Genomic DNA, 17087 nt, shown 5'->3' with positions numbered 1-17087 from the left:
TTTCTTGGTGGACTTCAACAATCCCGAGAATACCCTACTTTTTTGTTGCCTGACTAGGCCCCAAATCTTGGTACACAACTTATTTTACGCCATCTGATTACGCTAAATGGACCCAAATTAAGTGGCGATAATCAAACTAGATCGCCGAAATCCGCGCAAATCGCGAAATTAGTGTGCCAAAATCCAACTATGTCCATGTAACGAATGAATTTATACGAGGCTTAGTCCTGGCTAAGTTAGTGTGGTAAGTAAAGCTTCAGTTTCCGGCGCTATTCGGCTCTGAATTTCCTAATTTACACGCTTTCAGGAGCCTCTTCTCCCTTGATGGACATTCGACCCTGAATTCCCTAAATTTACACCTTCCGGAGCTTCTTCCCCCTTGATGGACATGCTATTCTTCACCTTCATGCTTCCATTTACCTTCGTGCTTCCATTACCTTCATGTTTCCATTTACCTTCATTCATGCGTCCATTCTTCTCTTTGCTTCTATTTACTTTCAACTTCCATTTACCTTCACGCATCCATTTACCTTCGTGCTTCCATTTACCTTCGTGCTTCCATTTACCTTCACGCGTTCATTCTTCCCTTTGCTTCTATTTACTTTCAACTTCCATTCACCTTCACGCGTCCATTCACCCTCGTGCTTCCATTTAACTCCTACCTGTCTATTAACAAGGGCGCCTCCGGCTAATGCGGAGACGCCCTTGCTTCTGATGTACGCCCCCCGAGCGCTATACAGCCAGATCTATCCCCACCACGCCGACCACATCACCCCGGCTGTCACGGATCGCCCGCGACAGCGTGATGCAGGAGCGCTTGGTAATGGCGGAGACATAAGGCTGCGATACATATTGCCCTTCGTTCATCGCTCCGCTCCACCAATCCCGCCGCTTGGCGTTCAGCAGCCCCGCCGCCGGCTCGGAGAAGATAAAGGTGCCGTCCGTGCGGTTGGACCAGATGGCCTGCACATCCGGCGTCTGCTGCAGGCAGGCGGTCAGAACGCGGCCGTGTCCGTCGCTGTCAGGAATAACCAATTCAGCTCTGCCTGCAATCTCAGCCAGGAGCCCCTGCATCTCGTCAAGCCGGGCGGCATACCGGTCCAGATTGACGGCTTCCCGCCCGGCGATGCTGTTCACCGATTGCTGCAGCGCCTGCGATTCCTCCAGCAGATTCGCGCTGATTCCGTTCAACTGGCTGATCTGTGTCCGCTGACGGGTCACCTGCTCCAGCGTGGAATCGACATTGGCAATCGTCTCATTGACGATGGCTACCGCTCCGCGCAGCTCGCCCGTCACCTCACCGATCAGAACACTCTGGCGTGCAGCGGCGTCTACGGTATCAGCAACGGCTGCGCCCACCTCTGCGATCTGCCCGGAAATGTCGGACAGCCGCTGCTTTACGGTCGTTACCTCGCCCACTCCCTGCTGTACGGCAGCCTGCTCTTTGGCGACAGACTCCAGCACCTGGCGGACGCCGGTGTTAATATCCAGCAGCACTGCCGAGGAGCGTTCCACTGAGCTGCGGCTCTGGTCGGCCAGCTGTCTGATCCGGTCGGCGACTACGGCAAAGCCGCGCCCCTGCTCTCCGGCTCTGGCCGCTTCAATGGAAGCATTCAGCGCGAGCAGCGAGGTCTCATTGACGATCCCCACAAGCAGCGCGTTAATCTCCTCAACCATGGCGATCCGGCCGCTAAGGGCCGCGAACTTGCTCTGCATGTCCCCACTCTGGTCCTGAAGCTGCGCCATGACCGCATCCGTATTCTTGAGGGAAGCAAGCATGTCGTCCATCCCCTGCCGGGTTGCTGACATAGTTGATCCGAGCCGCTTCGTCAGCTCCTCGATATGTCGTGTTACCGCGGCAACTCCCTCCATCGTGGCGAACGCGTCTTCTATGTTAGCTTTCGCTTCATTGCTGCGGGCCTGCAGCCCGATTTCATAGGCATGGGAGTAGTCGGCCGTCTGCTGCAGACTCTCCGTATGACGGTTGATCTCCTCCAGCGCTCCATGCAGCCGGTCCGATGTGACTACAATCTCGTTGCCAAGCCGTTCCACCTTATCCTCTGATTCGGCCAGCTCCAGCTTCTGCTGCAGTCCTCCACGGTATACAGTATAAGCTATCCCTGCCAGACCGCCCGTCAGGAGCAGATATACCAGCTTATGGATCAGGTTCATATCCACCCATAATCCATAAAGACCAACCAGCAGCAACAGCAGCACTACCAAGACAGCTTTCCCCCGGCGAACACGCATTTTCGTCCACTCCACTCTATCACGTTATAATTCCTAACATTATATCAGCCGAGTTTCATAAAGGAAATGATATCCTGCGCAAATATTGTACAAACGGTAAACTCTTATCTACAAAAAAAGAACTGTCCATGCCATATCCGGCACATTGGACAGCTCTTATGTCAGGTTTGTTCCGGGCAGACCTTAGTGGACGGCAGCCCGGCTGGCTGCACGTTCCACCATCTTGCGGGCAACCCACACCCCGGCCGCTCCGGCCTGGGCCAGCCCGCGGGTAATGCCTGCCCCGTCACCGCCGCAGTAGAGCCCGGAGATTTCCGTCTCCAGTGTCTCGGCAAGCTTCGGACGGGCGGAATAGAATTTGGCCTCCACGCCGTAGAAGAGCGTGTGCTCGGAGGCGATGCCCGGTGTCACTTTTTCCAGCGCCTCCACCATTTCGATCAGACTCTTCATGGTGATGTACGGCAGGACAAGCCCCAGATCGCCAGGGACCGCTTCCTTCAGCGTCGGCTCCAGGAAGCCTTCCTTGATCCGTGTTTCCGTGGAGCGTCTGCCGCGCAGAATATCGCCGTACTTTTGCACAATGACACCGCCGCTCGATAAATCATTGGCCCGCTTGCAGATTTCCCGCGCGTATTCATTGGGCTTGTCGAACGGCTCGGTGAACGTATGGGATACCAGCAGTGCAAAGTTGGTATTCCGGGAGCCGAGTGCCGGATCTTTGTAGGAGTGTCCGTTCGCTGCCATAATGCCGCTGTGGTTCTCGACAACGACATGTCCCGAAGGATTGCTGCAGAACGTGCGTACCCGCGTGCCTACAGATGTATTGTAGATGAATTTCCCTTCATAGAGATGCTCATTGATTTCACGCATCACGACATCCGACGTCTCCACTCTGACGCCGACATCGACCTGGTTGTTGTACATCTTCAGGCGCCGCTTCTTCAGCACCTCGGTAAGCCAGGCCGAACCATCGCGCCCCGGAGCGATCATGACCATATCCGCCTCGTAGCTCTCCCCGTTCTTCAGCGTGATTCCCGTAATCCGGTGTGTTCCGTCTGCCTTGACGGTGATGATATCAGCAACCTCGCTCTTGAACAGCATATCGATGCGTGTCTTCAAATGCTCATAGATGGATTTAAGAATCTCCAGATTCTGCTCAGTGCCAAGATGGCGTACCTGGGCCCGCAGCAGCTTGAGACCGGCGGCATACCCCCGCTGCTCGATATCGCGGATGCGGTCGGTGGTCGGGTCGGTGACGACCGGTGTGGCTCCATGCTCCAGGTTAATGGAGTCGACATATTCAATCAGCTCCAGCACCTTGGAAGGTGCGAGATAGTCATTCAGCCAGCCGCCGAATTCAGTTGTAATATTAAACTTGCCGTCGCTGTAGGCTCCGGCCCCGCCGAACCCGGCGGTAATGGAGCAGGCCGGAAGACAGCCGGCAAATTCCTTGCGCCCGGATGCGGGCGGACAGAGCTTAATCTTCTCCTCCAGAATCGGGCAGCTGCGGCGGTAGATATCATGTCCCTTGTCCACCAGCAGCACCTTAAGATCGGGCGCCTGGCGGCTCAGCTCATAGCAGGCGAAGATTCCGGCCGGGCCGGCGCCAACGACAATCACATCATATTTACTCATAGCTTATATGTTCCTCCTGTTAGATACCCCGCAAAGAGCGGCTTTTGTATGGATGCCGATTCAGCATCTGTTTCCGGTTTCCGACACACGACACAAAAAATCCCGGCCGCTTCATAGGTATGCAAAATGCACCCTATTCGTAGCCAGGAATTTACGGTTCCCTGTAGAAACCCCCAAACCTTATCTTTGAGGATATACGAACAGATTGATCTGTTGGATTAAGACAACAAGAATAATAACGAAAACAAACGAATATGTCAATGAATATCGTATTTATAATTCGTATTTTTACTTAAAATTACACTAATACGCTAATATTATATGTCAATAGTCATCAAAACACGAACATTATCCTAAAGTCACTGTTTAGCAGGGAATAAAGACCCATTGTCGAATATATACAATCAGTGAAACGTCTACCGCCACTCTGAAAAGAGGAAAAGCTTATGCATCAACCGCCGTCAACTCCTCGCCAAACCTATTGGAACCGCGTGCTGCTCAATTCCTTCTGGCTTGTTCTGCTGGTCTATCTGGCAAGCCAGTTGTTCGTCTCCTTCTCGATGTGGGGACAGCTCCCCCAGTTCTCCGGGAGCCGGTATTACATTTTCCATATGCTGATTCCCGATTCACTGATCGGCCTGCTGATTCTGACTCTGGAGCTCATTCACCGGCGCCTGCCGCAGCATGCCGAGTTCGCCATCATTGTTGCCAGCCATATCTACGCCTTCTTGATGATCGGAAATCTAAGCATGGATTATCATGCCAAACCGCTCATTATGCTGCTTCCGCTGCTGGTTTCCATGATTTATGTGAACAAAGCCTATCTGATGGCTTCGTCATCGGTTTGTCTTCTCTATCTCATTCTCTTGTTCATCAATACATCGCCCTATGACTACACGCTGCGCATCGAGAATATCATTATCGCCGTTATCTTTGCCGGCACGGCATCGGCGGGCTTCGGCATCATCGCCCGCGGGCGGGATCTGATGCAGTCGCTGGCCAGCTCGGTCAAAGCCGAGCAGGACCTGCGGATACAGAATATTATCATGGATCGCCTGTCCAAGATTGACCCCTTGACTGATTTGTACAATCATAAGACCTTTCACGAATATCTTGGTTGGCTGATTGAGCATCAGCAGGGCAATCCTTTCCCGATGCAGCTGGCCGTGCTGGATATCGACAATTTCAAGCAGGTCAATGACCGGTACGGGCACTGGGTGGGCGATGTGGTCCTGAAGCAGGTTGCGGCCATTCTTCTCAAGCATATCGGCACGGATGACTTCGCCGCCCGCTATGGCGGAGAGGAGTTTGTGGTCATTTTGACCGCCAAGCCGTATGAGGAATCCCGGGAGATTATGCAGCGGGTGCTGGAGGGTATCGCCCAGGCTCCTGTGGCCGAGATGGACGGACATTCCGTCACGGTAAGCATCGGGATGCATAACTATGATGGGGCCGATTCCAAGAGCTCAACCTTTCAGAAGGCCGATGACGCCCTCTACGAAGCCAAGAAGACCGGGAAGAATAAAATTGTCACGCTGTAGCGTGAGCATTCACAGCAAACATATAACAAGCGGGCCCGGAGAACGCAATGTTCCCGGGCCCGCTTGTTCCGTAATCTAATGATTAAGCTTCATCACCATCTGTTTCCCCATAACGATCGCGCGATTGCAGCAGCCCGATTACCCCGCGCTGCGGCACCGGCCGGCTGACGAAATAGCCCTGAATCTTGTCGCAGCCCGCTTCTTTAAGGAAGGCCCATTGGCCCGCCACTTCCACTCCTTCAGCTACGACGTCCAGCCCGATTTTGTGACCGAGCAGAATAATGGTCTGGATGAATGATTGGCTGAACTCCTTGTCCGCCAGCGAATCAATGAAGATTTTATCCATTTTGAGCGTGGAAATCGGCAGCTGCTGCAAATAACTGAGCGAGGAATACCCCGTTCCGAAATCATCCAGGGCAATCCTGATTCCGCGTGATCTGAGGAACTCCAGCTTGCTCACCGTGCTCTCAAAGGATTCCATAAAGATGGACTCCGTAATCTCCAGCTCCAGGCAATTCGGGGCGAGCCCGCTCTCATTCAGGCTGTCCAGCACCATCTCAACGAAATCCTCCTGCAGCAGCTGAATGATGGAGATATTGACTGAAATTTTATACGGAATACCGGTGCGGTCATGAATGCTCTTCATAAAGCTGACGGATTCACGCAGCACCCACTCCCCGATATAAATGATCAGACGTGAGTCCTCGGCAATCTTGATGAAGGACAGCGGTGAAACAAAGCCCAGCACAGGGCTGTTCCAGCGGATCAGCGCCTCGAACCCGGAAATCAGACCGGTAGACACCTCCACCTGCGGCTGGTAATGCAGCTCGAACTCATTATTGTTCATCGCGCTGCGTAAATGCTTCTCGATATTCATCCGTTCATTGAAGGCGGTGTGCATAGACTTGTCATACACCACGTAGGTACTCTTGCCCTCTTCTTTGGCGCGGTACATGGCTACGTCGGCGTTCTTCAATATTTCTTCCGTGGTCGCGCCGTCCTCCGGGTAGAAGGAAATTCCGATGCTGACCGATACATACAGATAACTTTCACCGATCAGAAAAGATTTGCGGAACGCCCGCATAATATTGTCGGCCAGACTCAGCACATCCTTACGGTTGTGCGCATCTTTGACGAAGACGACAAATTCGTCGCCGCCCAGCCGGGACAGCATCGCCCCCTCGCCAACCAGCGACTGCAGCCGTTCACTGGCCTTGCGGATCAGGACATCGCCTGATTTATGCCCCAGGGTATCATTGATATATTTAAAATTGTCGGTGTCGACGAATAGCAGCGCCGCCTTGCCTCCCGGCCGCCGGAAGTAATTCTCCATGGTCTCCAGCAGACTGATCCGGTTCGGGAGATTGCTCAGCGAATCCATATAAGCCAGGCGGTGCATATTCTTCTGGCTTTCCAGCAGCACCTCGTACTGTTCCACCAGCTCCTGCTGGGTCGCCGTCAATTGCTCATACGTAGCCTCCAGCTCCTGATAGCTGCTGCTCAGCTTGAATTCGGCCTGCTTACGCGTAGAGATGTCGATCAAAGAGCCCAGGAACAAGGTGGCCTTGGTCTTGGGGTCCACAATCGCCTTGCCTCTGACCTCGAACCATATGTAGCGGTTGTCCTTCGTGCGCATGCGGTATTCGGTTTCGTAGAACGGAGACAGACCGGCCAGATGATCTCTTCTCGCCTGATTGGCCGATTCCTGATCATCCGGGTGAATGAGGCTCAGCACGCCGCCCTCGAAGGAATTAATCTCCTCCTCCGTATAGCCCATTACATCATACCAGCGGTCCGACAGCTTGTATAAGCCGCTATTCGAGTCCAGCTCCCACATATAAGCCCCGGAGCCCTCGGAGGCTACCCGGAACCGGCGTTCACTGATTTCCAGCTTGCCCAGCTGATCCTGCAGCTCGACCTCCGCTGCAGACAGCTCCTCATAAGTGGCTTCCAGCTCTTCGTAGCTCTGCTGCAGCTTGAGCTCATTCTGCTTGCGTTCATCAATATCCGTTCCCAGCAGGACGTATATATCCCCGGCCTGCGTGTCCATCCCTTTAATCAGGGTCGTGCGGAAGGAGTAATACCTGGCCTCCGGCGAATGCTCCGGAAGTCTGAGCTCCACATTAGCGGCATAGTCATGATACACAGCCCGGATCAGCAGCTCTCTGAGTACAGAAGCATTGCCTTCAAGACCCGGTAAAGCATCAAGACTGCGGCCAAGCACCTCCTTCTCCGTCAGCCCGGTCACTGCCCTGGCATAGCGGTTGAAGCGGATGACCCGCCGGTCCTCCAGCACCGCCCAGACAATCATTCCGGAATGCTCGATAACATCCACGAAGAACTCCTGCTCCGCGTGGATGGTCCGCCGCAGGCGCCTGATATACATCCGCGCACAGACGATGCCGAACACCGCCAGACAGAGGACAATTCCAGCACCGTATATCACTCTGTTGCGTATCTTAGCGGCGTAATAATCGGAATGCGTAAAGAAGTACTTCTGATACAGCTCTTCAAAGGCTCCGGAGCGCTGCAGACGAGACAGCCGGGCATTGATATAGGTAACAAGCTCCGGCGATGACTTGCTGACGCCGAAGGCCGCATCCTCCGGGAACAGGTTGCTCATCTTGCGGACGATATTGCCGGTCAGCCCCTGCTCCACAATCAAATAATCGACCACACCCTGGTTCTCGAAGAGCAGGTCGATTTCACCTTCCTGCAGGGCTGTGAGTGCTTCCGGAACCGTATCGTATTCTATGTATTGGCTGATCCCGGCTTTGTTCCGCAGTACGCCTTCCGAATATTGGTCTTTGCCCACGCCGATTGTAAAGTTCTTCAGCGTACGCAGCTTCACTTCCGCCTTCAGCGCCTGCCGGGAATACACGGAGATGTAATCCCTGAACACCGGCTTCGAGAAGAGGACATCCTCTTTCCGCTCCTCGGTAACCACCATCAGCCCGGCTGTATCAATTTCTCCCCGCTTCAGCGAACGATACGTATCCTCCCAGCCGCCCGTGCTGTATTTGATGTTATAATCCTGTTTGTCAAAAATCAGACTAGTCAAATCGATATCAAAACCCGTCAGATATCCGTTCAGCATATACTTATATGGCGGATAGTCCAGCTCTGCCTGGTACTTGACCTCCTGTCTCTCGGCATAAGCTGCAGCAGGAGACGCAAGCATAGAGATAACACCAATCAGAAGCAACAGTTTACACCGCTTCATTGTAATTCTCCTTTTTCTCTGCAAAAAATCGGCTATGAGCATGTTTCACAGCTTAATTCGACAAAATATGGTAAGGTTCCTGCTTACCCTCCCGGTAATTGCGGCAAAATGTAGAACTCTCCCGGTTTTGCAAGAAAGAAAAAAAGTAAGAATCTTTATTTATCTCTTGCATTTTACCTATAAAATGTGGATAATAACATTAACGATTACCGCTGATAATGATTATCATTATTGAGTTAAAGGAGACTGAACAACCATGAACCCGGCCACTACCCGTACCGCGCTGCAGGTTGACGATTATCTGGATCTACTCAATCTCGCTGTAAAAATTGGAGATCTGAAATGGCAAAAAGAAATTAAATCGCGCCTGCAATACATTCTCTGCCTGCAACCGCGCTAATTGTAATATACAGACTGCTTCATCACTAAGCCGTATTCCCTGACTGGGGATGCGGCTTTTTTGCTCTAAACAATCATGTGCCCCGCAAAGCATCTGATCCGTTATTCATGCGAAGGCTCTGCGCTACCGCGGTATTTGGCGATTGACCGGGTACAGGGCCTGCGTTTTCGGATCTGGACAGGTTTAATGGTATAGTACAAGAAGAGACAATCAGAACATATCGGTCCCGTCCGGATTCCGGGCAAACCCAAGATTGGAGCGTGACACTTTGAAAAGAGCCTTCACCCTGTTTCTGTTCCTCAGTCTGCTATGGCTCCCTGCGGTACATGCCGCGGGCTTTCCAGCACAGCAAGGATTGATTACCGATAGCGCCGGGATGCTCTCCTCCCAGGAAAGAGCGGCGCTTGAGTCCGCTGCCGCCGGGGAGCGATATACGGTTTATGTGCTTACCGTCGACAGCCTGGACGGCAGCGATCCGGCCGATTATGCCGGCGCGGCCGCCGAAGCATGGAATCTTACCATGCGGGATGTACTGCTGCTGATTTCAGCCGGCGACAACTCGGTCGAACTGAATTTCGACAATTCCGGCCTGCAGGCCGGAATCGACAGCTGGGCGCGGGCAGACGGCGGTACCGCCGGAAGCGCCGCTATTACCAGGCTGCTCGATACCTACTTCATTCCCTATGCCCGGGAGGGAGATTTCGCCGGAGGCATCGCTGCGGTCATGGAGAAGCTCCAGACGCTTAGCGGCGGCACATCCGGCGCTCCGGGCGGCGGCACTTCCGGCGCTCCGGGCAGCGGCACTTCCGGCGCTCCGGGCAGCGGCACTTCCGGCGCTCCGGGCGCCGGGACGGTGAACACCGCCCCAAGCCGGCCTGCCAGCGGCAGCGGCTCTGCACTGCCGCTGTTGGCTGTTGCAGCCGGCGTCCTCGTGGCCGGCGCCGTGCTGTACGTGCTGCTTACCGGCCTGCGCCGCCGCAAGCAGCTCGCCGTCCGGCAGGAGCAGCTGGCCGACCTGCTGGTCCGTGCCAACCGGGCCCTGGAATCGCTGCAGCCGTTCCAGGGCATCGTCCAGGGCGAAACCGGCAAGCTGGTGGAGCAGATTTCCGGGCGGCTGTCCGCGCAGCTCGTGGAGATCTCCGCCCTGCAGGGACAAGCCGTCCGGCCGCAGCTCTTCCAGCTCGGCGCGCTGAAGGCAGCCATTGCCCAGCTTGAGCAGACGGAGAGCGGGCACCGCTCCCGGATTGAAGAGGAGGAGCGGCAAATCACCGTCATCAGCGAAGCCGACCGGAATGTCAAGCAGCGGATTACCGAGCTCAAGGAGGATGCTCCTGAGCTGGACAGCCAGCTGCAAAGCGCGGTGAAAGAAACCGGCTATGAGCTGCAGGAAATTGCCGAGGATCTGCAGGAGCTGGCCGCAGAAACGGCCAAGGCGGATCAATTGGAGCTCTTCGACCCGATTGCCGCGCAGGAGATCACCGCAGAGGCACAGGAGCTTCAGGAGCGGATTGAGCAGGATCTGCGCGATGTCGAGCCTTACGCCGACAAGCTTACCGCCTTTCCGGGCGTCCTGGAGGCCGCCCGCAACAAGATCGCCGGCATCATTGCGCAGCATTCCCTGCACAATATGAAAGCCGATCCATACGGGCTGCTGGAGCAGGCCCGTGCCGCGGCGGACAGTCTGCAGGCGCCGCTGCGCAGCGGCGACATGGATGAAGTGCGCGGCACCGCTGCGCGGGCAGACGCCCTGCTGGCGGAAGCCGTGGCGCTGGCCGAGCGGCAGGCCCAGATCCGCCAGAGCAACCGGCGCGATCTGGAGACGGTCCGCGCGGCCTGGAGCACGCTCCAAGCGCGCCGCAGCAGCCTGCAGGGCCGGCTGGACGCTGCCTCCGGCCGCTTCGCGGCAGCGCATTTGAGCCCGCTGCAGGCGAAGCTCGAAGCCGTAGAGGCCGCGCTGCGCCAAGGCGCGGGCGAAGTGCCGCAGCTTGAGGCGTGGACCGCCGACGAGCGGGGCGAATACGAGAAGGCGCGCAGCGGACTCGACCGGCTGTTGACGCTCCAGGAGGACGCTTCCCGGCAGTTCGATGAGGCGGCCGGAGCATTGGACGGCCTGGAGGATCGTCTGCAGCGGGTAAAGCGCCTGTTCGCCGAAGGGCAGGAACAGGTATATTCGGCGCAGCAGCTGCTTCACAGCAGAGGCCTGGCAGGTGCCGGCCGCTTCGAGCTGACCGCTCTGCCGGAGTATGCCCAGCTTGAGCAGCGGCTGGACGCTCTCCCCTACAATCTGGATGAGCTGGAGGGTATCGCGCGCTCCTTCAGTGCGCAGACATCCTCCTTCGCAGAGCAAGCCGCCCGGCTGATCCGCCAGAAGGAAGAAGCCGAACGACAGGCGCAGCTGGCGATGCTGCGCGAGCAGCAGCGGCGCGAAGCAGCGCGCCGCCGCAATTCCGGCGGCGGGCCTGGCGGCTTCGGCGGAGGCGGCTTCGGCGGGGGTGGCCGGCCCGGCGGGGGCGGACGCTCCTCCGGCGGTTCTTCCTGGGGCGGCGGGCGTTCCTCCGGCGGGTCCTCCTGGGGCGGCGGAGGCAGGTCCGGCCGCAATTCCGGCGGCTCCAAATGGTAGCCGTTTAGCTGCCAGCATACATCTATACAAAGGGGAAGCCCCATCAGCCTTGGATTGGCTGATGGGGCTTCCCTTAATTATACGGGTACATAAAGCAGTGCACCCATGAGGCGCGATTAACGCTACGCGCTGCTACGCCTCCAGCATCTCTGCGACGAAGGCAAGAAACGCGCGGGAGAGCTTGCGTTCCTTGCGGTAAATCAGCTGGATGAAGAACTTATCCTGCCCGCCGGCGAACGGTATGCCGGTCAGGCTGCCGCTTAGCAGCTCCTCCTCCACCGCATACCGGGGCAGGAAGGCCGTGCCCCAACGGTGTTTTACCGCCTGCTTGATGCCCTCCAGATTGCCGAATTCCATCTCGATCCGGGGAGCGATGCCGGATGTCTTCAGCTCCTGAATCAGCAGTCTCCGGTAGGTGCAGGTCTCCTCTGTCAGCACCAGCGGCTCCCCTGCCAGAAGCGCCGCCGGAATGTCTGGACGCTGCGCCAAAGGATGCTCCGGGTGCAGCACGACAAGCAGCGGCTCCGCCCGCAGCTGCCGCACCGCCAGCTCCTCCGCTTCATACGCGCAGTCAAAAATCAGCCCGAAATCGGCGGATTTACTCTTTACCGCCGCGATAATCTCCGTCTCGGAGCCGGGCGTTACCTTCAGCTGCATCCCGGGATACCGTTGCCTGTAACGATGCAGCCGGTGGGGCAGATAATAAGCGGCCAGCGTCTCGATGGAGCCGACGTTCAGTATTCCCTGCTCACCGCCGGACACGACCGCCTTCGCCTCTTCGCTGAGCGCCAGCATCTGCCGGGCATAAGGCAGCAGGCTCTTTCCGGCAAAGGTAGCGTTCATTCCGCGGCCCGAACGCTCCAGCAGCACCGCCCCGTACATCTCCTCCAGCCTGGCAATCTGCGCGGTGACGCTGGATTGGGAATATCCCAGCCGTTCCGCCGCTTTCGTATAACTGCCGCAGGCGACCACCTCACAAAAGGTCTTCAAATAAGTCAGTTCCATAGCCGCCCCCCTGAATTATCAAAAATTTCGATATTTAGTATTAACAACTATAGATAACTGTAATTATACCGTTGCTTTATACTGATACCAACCGAAATCATTCCAGCTATCCAAGGAGGAGTATTGATGAAGAACCAACCGAAATCGCAAGTGTTGTCGGTGCCCGCTGCTGCGCCAGCCGATGCGGCAGCCTACTTCGCAGCCAAAGGCGCTTACGAAACCGATGTGGCCGATGTAGCCTATGATCTGCAGGCCGGCCTCCGGGGCTTCCTGCTTGTGGACGTACGTGATACCCGTGCCTATGAGGAAGCACACCTGCCCGGTGCGCTCTCGCTGCCCTCCGGCCGGATACGCGACGGCAGCGCCCCTCCGGAGATACTTACGCCCGGCACCGTACTGATCCTGTACTGCTGGGGGCCCGCCTGTAACGGCGCCAGCAAAGCGGCGGCCAGACTGGCCGCCCAAGGCTATCCCGTGAAGGAGATGCTGGGCGGCATCGAGTACTGGCGCAGGGAAGGCGGCGCCCTGGAAGGCACGCTGCGCGAAGCGGCGCCGCTGTACTGGAGCATGCCTTAGACGCAGCCCCAGCGTTCGGCGTAAGCGCAAATACACCGCGCCCTTGCGGGCGCGGTGTATACCGCATTATCATCCGGCTCAATGTTCCCCGTCATCGAGAAACGGCTTGTTGACATAGTAATACATTACGCCCATCAGCACGCCGCCGCCGATCAGATTGCCGATCGTCACCGGCACCAGATTGTGTACGACCCCGCCCCAGGATATCGTTCCCGGATGATCCAGCACCAGGGCAATAGCGAAGGTACACATATTAGCGATGCTGTGCTCATAGCCGGAGATAAAGAAGCAGAAGACGAACAGCATCATTGCAAACATTTTGGCGCCGTCGCCCTTCATCGACATCGGTACGAAAAAGGCCAGGCAGACGAGCCAGTTACAAAGAATCGCCCGGAAGAACAGCTCCATGGCAGGGGCCTCCATTTTGTGGGCGACCACATTCAGCAGGAAGCCGTTGACACTGGAGTCATAAAAGAGACCCGTCAGAAAGATCAGCAGAGCAAACGCCGACGCGCCAAGGATGTTCCCGATATAGCTGACACCCCACATTTTAGCCACCTCGGGCCACCTAATCTTCCGTCTTAGTGCGGCATAGGTGTAATAGAAGGTATCCCCGGTAAACAAATCACCCCCACCGTAGGAGATCAGGATAATGGCAGCGCCAAAGGTAATGGCGGCCATCGGATAGGTCAGCGGGGACTGCTCCATATAAAAGAAGTTGCCCGTCTTGAACGCTACAATAACGCCAAAGCCGATAAACATACTGGCCAGCATCGCTCTGGCTATGTAACGAAAAATGCTCTGCCGGTAAATCCTTTGCTTCTTCAGCGCCAATTTCTCCACTTGCAGCAATGCTTCGTTCTCCATATGACCTCCGTCTTTCGCTTCTCATGTCCAGCGATTATTATGGGAATAATAAACATGTCTTCCCGGTTATTATACCCAATAAACCGCCGCAATTTGCTTGAACCATAGAGGCCGTTAATTTATGGTTTCCAGGCTCACCGGAATCAAAGTATCAATGAATATCCCGCCCTTCCTCCATATTCATAAGAAGGGACAGTTCGGCGACATCTTCAGCCCTCCCGATGCTGGCTGCAACAATCAGCACCGCGATCACACATCCGAGAATCATCCGCTACCTCCGTTCGCTTATGCTGTCTTTTACGACAACATATGAGAGAACGGCCGGCGGTATGACGGGGCTCAGCCCCAAGGCATATCCACGTTTCCCCTGAAGTCCGGGCATTCATTTTACCAAAAAAGGACAGCATGAACGTTTACCGTCCCGCTGCCCCTTTTCCCGTTTCAATTAGTCTACTCGGAAAGGCTGCCCATATAGTAATGAATGGCTTTGTAATTCTGGTCGTAGAAAACAATAATATATTCCTCGGTTATTCCTGTCAGACTCTCGTTAGACGGTTGGAAGAATAGTTGCCAGAAGGAGCTGCTTCGGCTTACCGGTATGACCTCCGTCAGCTCTTGTACCACTTGTTCCGGAGTAAACGCTTTGTCCTGTGCAAACTCCGACTTGACGCCAAAGGTAAAATAAACCACCTCCGGATGAGCCTTCAGGTAGTCCTTATAGAAGGCATAGTCGGAGCGTGAGCCACTTCGATACTCTCTCTCTAAGCTGATTCCATCCGTTACTCTCACCGCCGTACCGTCCCAAACCGGTGTCAGGGGATCGAAATTTACTTTGGCCGTAGCATACCGCACCGGTTGACCGGCAGAATCATAGCCGACAAACGTCGCGTAATATTCACCCTTTAGTCCTTCAACATACGTATAGTTCAGAGTGGAGAACGCAAACTTTCCGGTAGTGCTTGGTTCTGCCAAATCGGAAGCAGTGATCGGCTCTTTGGTTACATAGATAGCCATGTCAGTAATTTGTTTACGCAGGCTATGGAACCTGTCTTCAAAGTATGTCAGGATTTTCGATCCGTTATATACCATATACCGGGCCTCAACTCTCGCTTCAACCAGTGCCAGACTGTTGCCGAGCGGCCCGGAATACTTCTCTGATTCCAGCTGAGCTACAGAAGCGTTCAACTTTGCCGTAAGTGTATCATCGAACTGCGCTTTTAACGAATCCGCAAGTGCATTGTATGCTGCTTGAGCCGTCAATATGGCCTCTTCCTGCGCAAGAGCCGCTCCTGAACCAAGTGCACCGATTTTATTGCGGGCAATCTCGACGGCAAGCTCATCCTTTAAATGAACCTTGCCTGCATAGTAGGCAAGAGCTTTAAAATTGCGGTCATAGAACAGAATTGTATACTCTTGTTCATTGAAATTGATGCTGTTCCCCGCCGTTTCTACAGCTAGCGGCATCCGGTCCGGAACAGCATGGAACGGATAAGAAGATGCATCCACTGATCTAACTTTAGGATATGTGTAGAGATTGAGCGTGCTATGAAGCAATTCACTCCATTGCCGGTCATAGCTGTAATCATTGACGTATTTAGGGGAGATTGTGTAGTATACAGCTCCGCTAACAGTACCCAAGGCATTGCTCACGTCAATAATGTCGGAGTAATGAGTTCCTCCGTTAATGCTGGTTTCAATAATTTGTTTATCCATCTCCAGAGTTACAGCTCCATCCGGCAGCCGGGGAAGCACTCCTGATACTTGTGTCCGCGAAGGCTGAAGGTTCACCTTCTCGGTGTAATAACCGGTAGCCTCGTTCTGCTTGGTGAATAGCACTGTAACATAGCGTTCACCAGCCCCACCCAGCTCATTCAAGCCTAGATCCAGCTCGGTTATACGGTCCGTTCCATAGGTAGGCAAAGTTACTATTGCCCTTCTCGTCTGAAGATCCCACTGGAAGTCCCGGGTAGTCATCGGCGTAGTTGTCACATAGAGCTGAACATACGAAGAGCCGTCGGTGCTAACCAGTGCCTCCGGAACGTCACTGTAGTCAATCTCTAAATAAACTGCATTTGTGACCGAAGCCGCCGGCAAAGCTGTCAATTTGACCTTCAGCAGAGGAATATCTGTCTGTGGCGACTCAGGCGCCGGTGTTGCCGTGACTGTTGGCGTTGCTGGGGCTGTCGGCGTTGCCGTGGCTGTAGGCGCTGCCGTTGCCGCACCACCACCTCCGCCGCCTCCACCGCCGCCGGCCACCGGTACAGCGGAAGGTGCCATACTAGGCGAGGCTGTGGGTGCCGGTGTCGCTGTAGCAGACGGCACAGCCGAAGCTCCAGGGTCCTGCAGCGCCGCCGCCGCTCCAATCACTGTCAGTGATTCCGCGCGCGTCAGAGCCTGCGCCGGAGCGAACGAGCCGTTCGGATAACCTTTAAGCAGCCCCGCTTTTACTGCTGCAGCCACACTCGGCTTTGCCCAAACCGCAATTTGACTTGTATCACTGAATATTTGCAGTTCATTCACGTTTCCATTGTCCAGGTGCAGCAGTTTACCCATCACAACAGCTGCTTCCTGGCGGGTAATCGCCTCATTCGGACGGATGAGACGGTTGTATCCCTCCATGTAACCGGCAGCCACTGCCTTGGCCACTTCACCGGCATACCAACTGTTTGGATCGACGTCGGCAAAGTCAGTCCCGGCCGTCCCGGTGAATCCAAAGGCGCGGTTGACCAGCGCCATAAACTCACTGCGCCTGATACGCTGATTAGGCTTAACCGAACCATCCGCAAATCCTTTCAGATTACCGCTGCTCAGCCAGCTCTCAATAGTCTGCTGCGCCCAGTGTCCCTCGTAATCCTTGGCGCTTTGGGCTCCTGCGGTTCCCATAGAACCAAGGAGCAGGCTTGCCGCGAGTATTGCGGTTAAGCTTGCCCTGCTCTTAACTCCCATTATTACATCCCCCAGTAATATGAT

At 55.3% G+C, this 17087-nt stretch carries 11 protein-coding genes and 1 riboswitch; of the genes, 4 read left to right on the top strand and 7 right to left on the bottom strand.

Translation table 11 applies throughout. From position 1 onward, the window contains the following. Window positions 1-303: 303 nt before the first annotated feature. The 3 genes from F1379_RS18625 to F1379_RS18615 form a co-directional block, all read right to left on the bottom strand. A complete protein-coding gene (locus F1379_RS18625) occupies window positions 304-522 on the bottom strand; it encodes a hypothetical protein (protein WP_150272565.1) in 219 nt (72 codons plus the stop codon). Window positions 523-732: 210 nt separating this feature from the next. Continuing rightward, window positions 733-2217, bottom strand: a complete 1485-nt coding sequence (locus F1379_RS18620; protein WP_239004734.1) for a methyl-accepting chemotaxis protein — start codon at window positions 2215-2217, stop codon at window positions 733-735. Window positions 2218-2433: 216 nt separating this feature from the next. Continuing rightward, window positions 2434-3885: an NAD(P)/FAD-dependent oxidoreductase gene (locus F1379_RS18615; protein WP_150272560.1), complete on the bottom strand. Its 1452-nt coding sequence runs from the start codon at window positions 3883-3885 to the stop codon at window positions 2434-2436. A gap of 120 nt (window positions 3886-4005) precedes the next feature. After that, window positions 4006-4105: riboswitch (purine riboswitch) on the bottom strand. A gap of 226 nt (window positions 4106-4331) precedes the next feature. On the opposite strand from F1379_RS18615, the gene F1379_RS18610 reads away from it, so the two are divergent. Continuing rightward, window positions 4332-5426, top strand: coding sequence for a GGDEF domain-containing protein (locus tag F1379_RS18610; protein WP_150272558.1), 1095 nt, complete (start codon window positions 4332-4334; stop codon window positions 5424-5426). 82 nt (window positions 5427-5508) lie between these two features. Here F1379_RS18610 and F1379_RS18605 read toward each other — a convergent pair whose 3' ends face one another. Beyond that, entirely contained in the window at window positions 5509-8649 is a 3141-nt protein-coding gene (locus F1379_RS18605; protein WP_162551210.1) for an EAL domain-containing protein, read from the bottom strand. A gap of 256 nt (window positions 8650-8905) precedes the next feature. Between F1379_RS18605 and F1379_RS30030 the strand changes: the two genes are divergently transcribed. Both F1379_RS30030 and F1379_RS29805 read left to right on the top strand, forming a co-directional pair. After that, window positions 8906-9049, top strand: a complete 144-nt coding sequence (locus F1379_RS30030; protein WP_203457127.1) for a hypothetical protein — start codon at window positions 8906-8908, stop codon at window positions 9047-9049. A 268-nt stretch (window positions 9050-9317) separates the two neighbouring features. Beyond that, the gene (locus tag F1379_RS29805) at window positions 9318-11669 is read left to right on the top strand and encodes a TPM domain-containing protein (protein WP_162551209.1); all 2352 of its coding nucleotides are present in this window, start codon (window positions 9318-9320) and stop codon (window positions 11667-11669) included. 132 nt (window positions 11670-11801) lie between these two features. Here the strand turns inward: F1379_RS29805 and F1379_RS18590 are convergent, their stop codons facing one another. Next, window positions 11802-12674, bottom strand: a complete 873-nt coding sequence (locus F1379_RS18590) for a LysR family transcriptional regulator (RefSeq protein ID WP_150272554.1) — start codon at window positions 12672-12674, stop codon at window positions 11802-11804. A 126-nt stretch (window positions 12675-12800) separates the two neighbouring features. Between F1379_RS18590 and F1379_RS18585 the strand changes: the two genes are divergently transcribed. Next, window positions 12801-13250 (top strand): rhodanese-like domain-containing protein, encoded by a 450-nt coding sequence (locus F1379_RS18585; protein WP_150272552.1) that lies wholly within the window; start codon window positions 12801-12803, stop codon window positions 13248-13250. A 78-nt stretch (window positions 13251-13328) separates the two neighbouring features. On the opposite strand, the gene F1379_RS18580 is transcribed toward F1379_RS18585, so the two are convergent. Then, window positions 13329-14117, bottom strand: a complete 789-nt coding sequence (locus tag F1379_RS18580; protein ID WP_150272550.1) for a formate/nitrite transporter family protein — start codon at window positions 14115-14117, stop codon at window positions 13329-13331. A gap of 450 nt (window positions 14118-14567) precedes the next feature. Then, window positions 14568-17063, bottom strand: a complete 2496-nt coding sequence (locus F1379_RS18575) for an S-layer homology domain-containing protein (protein ID WP_150272548.1) — start codon at window positions 17061-17063, stop codon at window positions 14568-14570. Between the last annotated feature and the right edge of the window lie 24 nt (window positions 17064-17087).

This window comes from Paenibacillus tepidiphilus (genome assembly GCF_008635795.1).
Taxonomy (GTDB): Bacteria; Bacillota; Bacilli; order Paenibacillales; family Paenibacillaceae; genus Paenibacillus_AQ; species Paenibacillus_AQ tepidiphilus.
The sequence above is the reverse complement of the archived record's forward strand: the minus strand, read 5'-3'. Positions and strand labels throughout refer to the sequence as shown.

Bases quoted from the DNA above. Each gene is read 5' to 3' on its own strand.
- F1379_RS30030 (WP_203457127.1), top strand. From the start codon at position 8,906: ATGAACCCGGCCACTACCCGTACCGCGCTGCAGGTTGACGATTATCTG.
- F1379_RS18605 (WP_162551210.1), bottom strand. From the start codon at position 8,649: ATGAAGCGGTGTAAACTGTTGCTTCTGATTGGTGTTATCTCTATGCTT.
- F1379_RS18625 (WP_150272565.1), bottom strand. From the start codon at position 522: ATGCGTGAAGGTAAATGGAAGTTGAAAGTAAATAGAAGCAAAGAGAAG.
- F1379_RS18610 (WP_150272558.1), top strand. From the start codon at position 4,332: ATGCATCAACCGCCGTCAACTCCTCGCCAAACCTATTGGAACCGCGTG.
- F1379_RS18585 (WP_150272552.1), top strand. From the start codon at position 12,801: ATGAAGAACCAACCGAAATCGCAAGTGTTGTCGGTGCCCGCTGCTGCG.
- F1379_RS18580 (WP_150272550.1), bottom strand. From the start codon at position 14,117: ATGGAGAACGAAGCATTGCTGCAAGTGGAGAAATTGGCGCTGAAGAAG.
- F1379_RS18575 (WP_150272548.1), bottom strand. From the start codon at position 17,063: ATGGGAGTTAAGAGCAGGGCAAGCTTAACCGCAATACTCGCGGCAAGC.
- F1379_RS18615 (WP_150272560.1), bottom strand. From the start codon at position 3,885: ATGAGTAAATATGATGTGATTGTCGTTGGCGCCGGCCCGGCCGGAATC.
- F1379_RS18590 (WP_150272554.1), bottom strand. From the start codon at position 12,674: ATGGAACTGACTTATTTGAAGACCTTTTGTGAGGTGGTCGCCTGCGGC.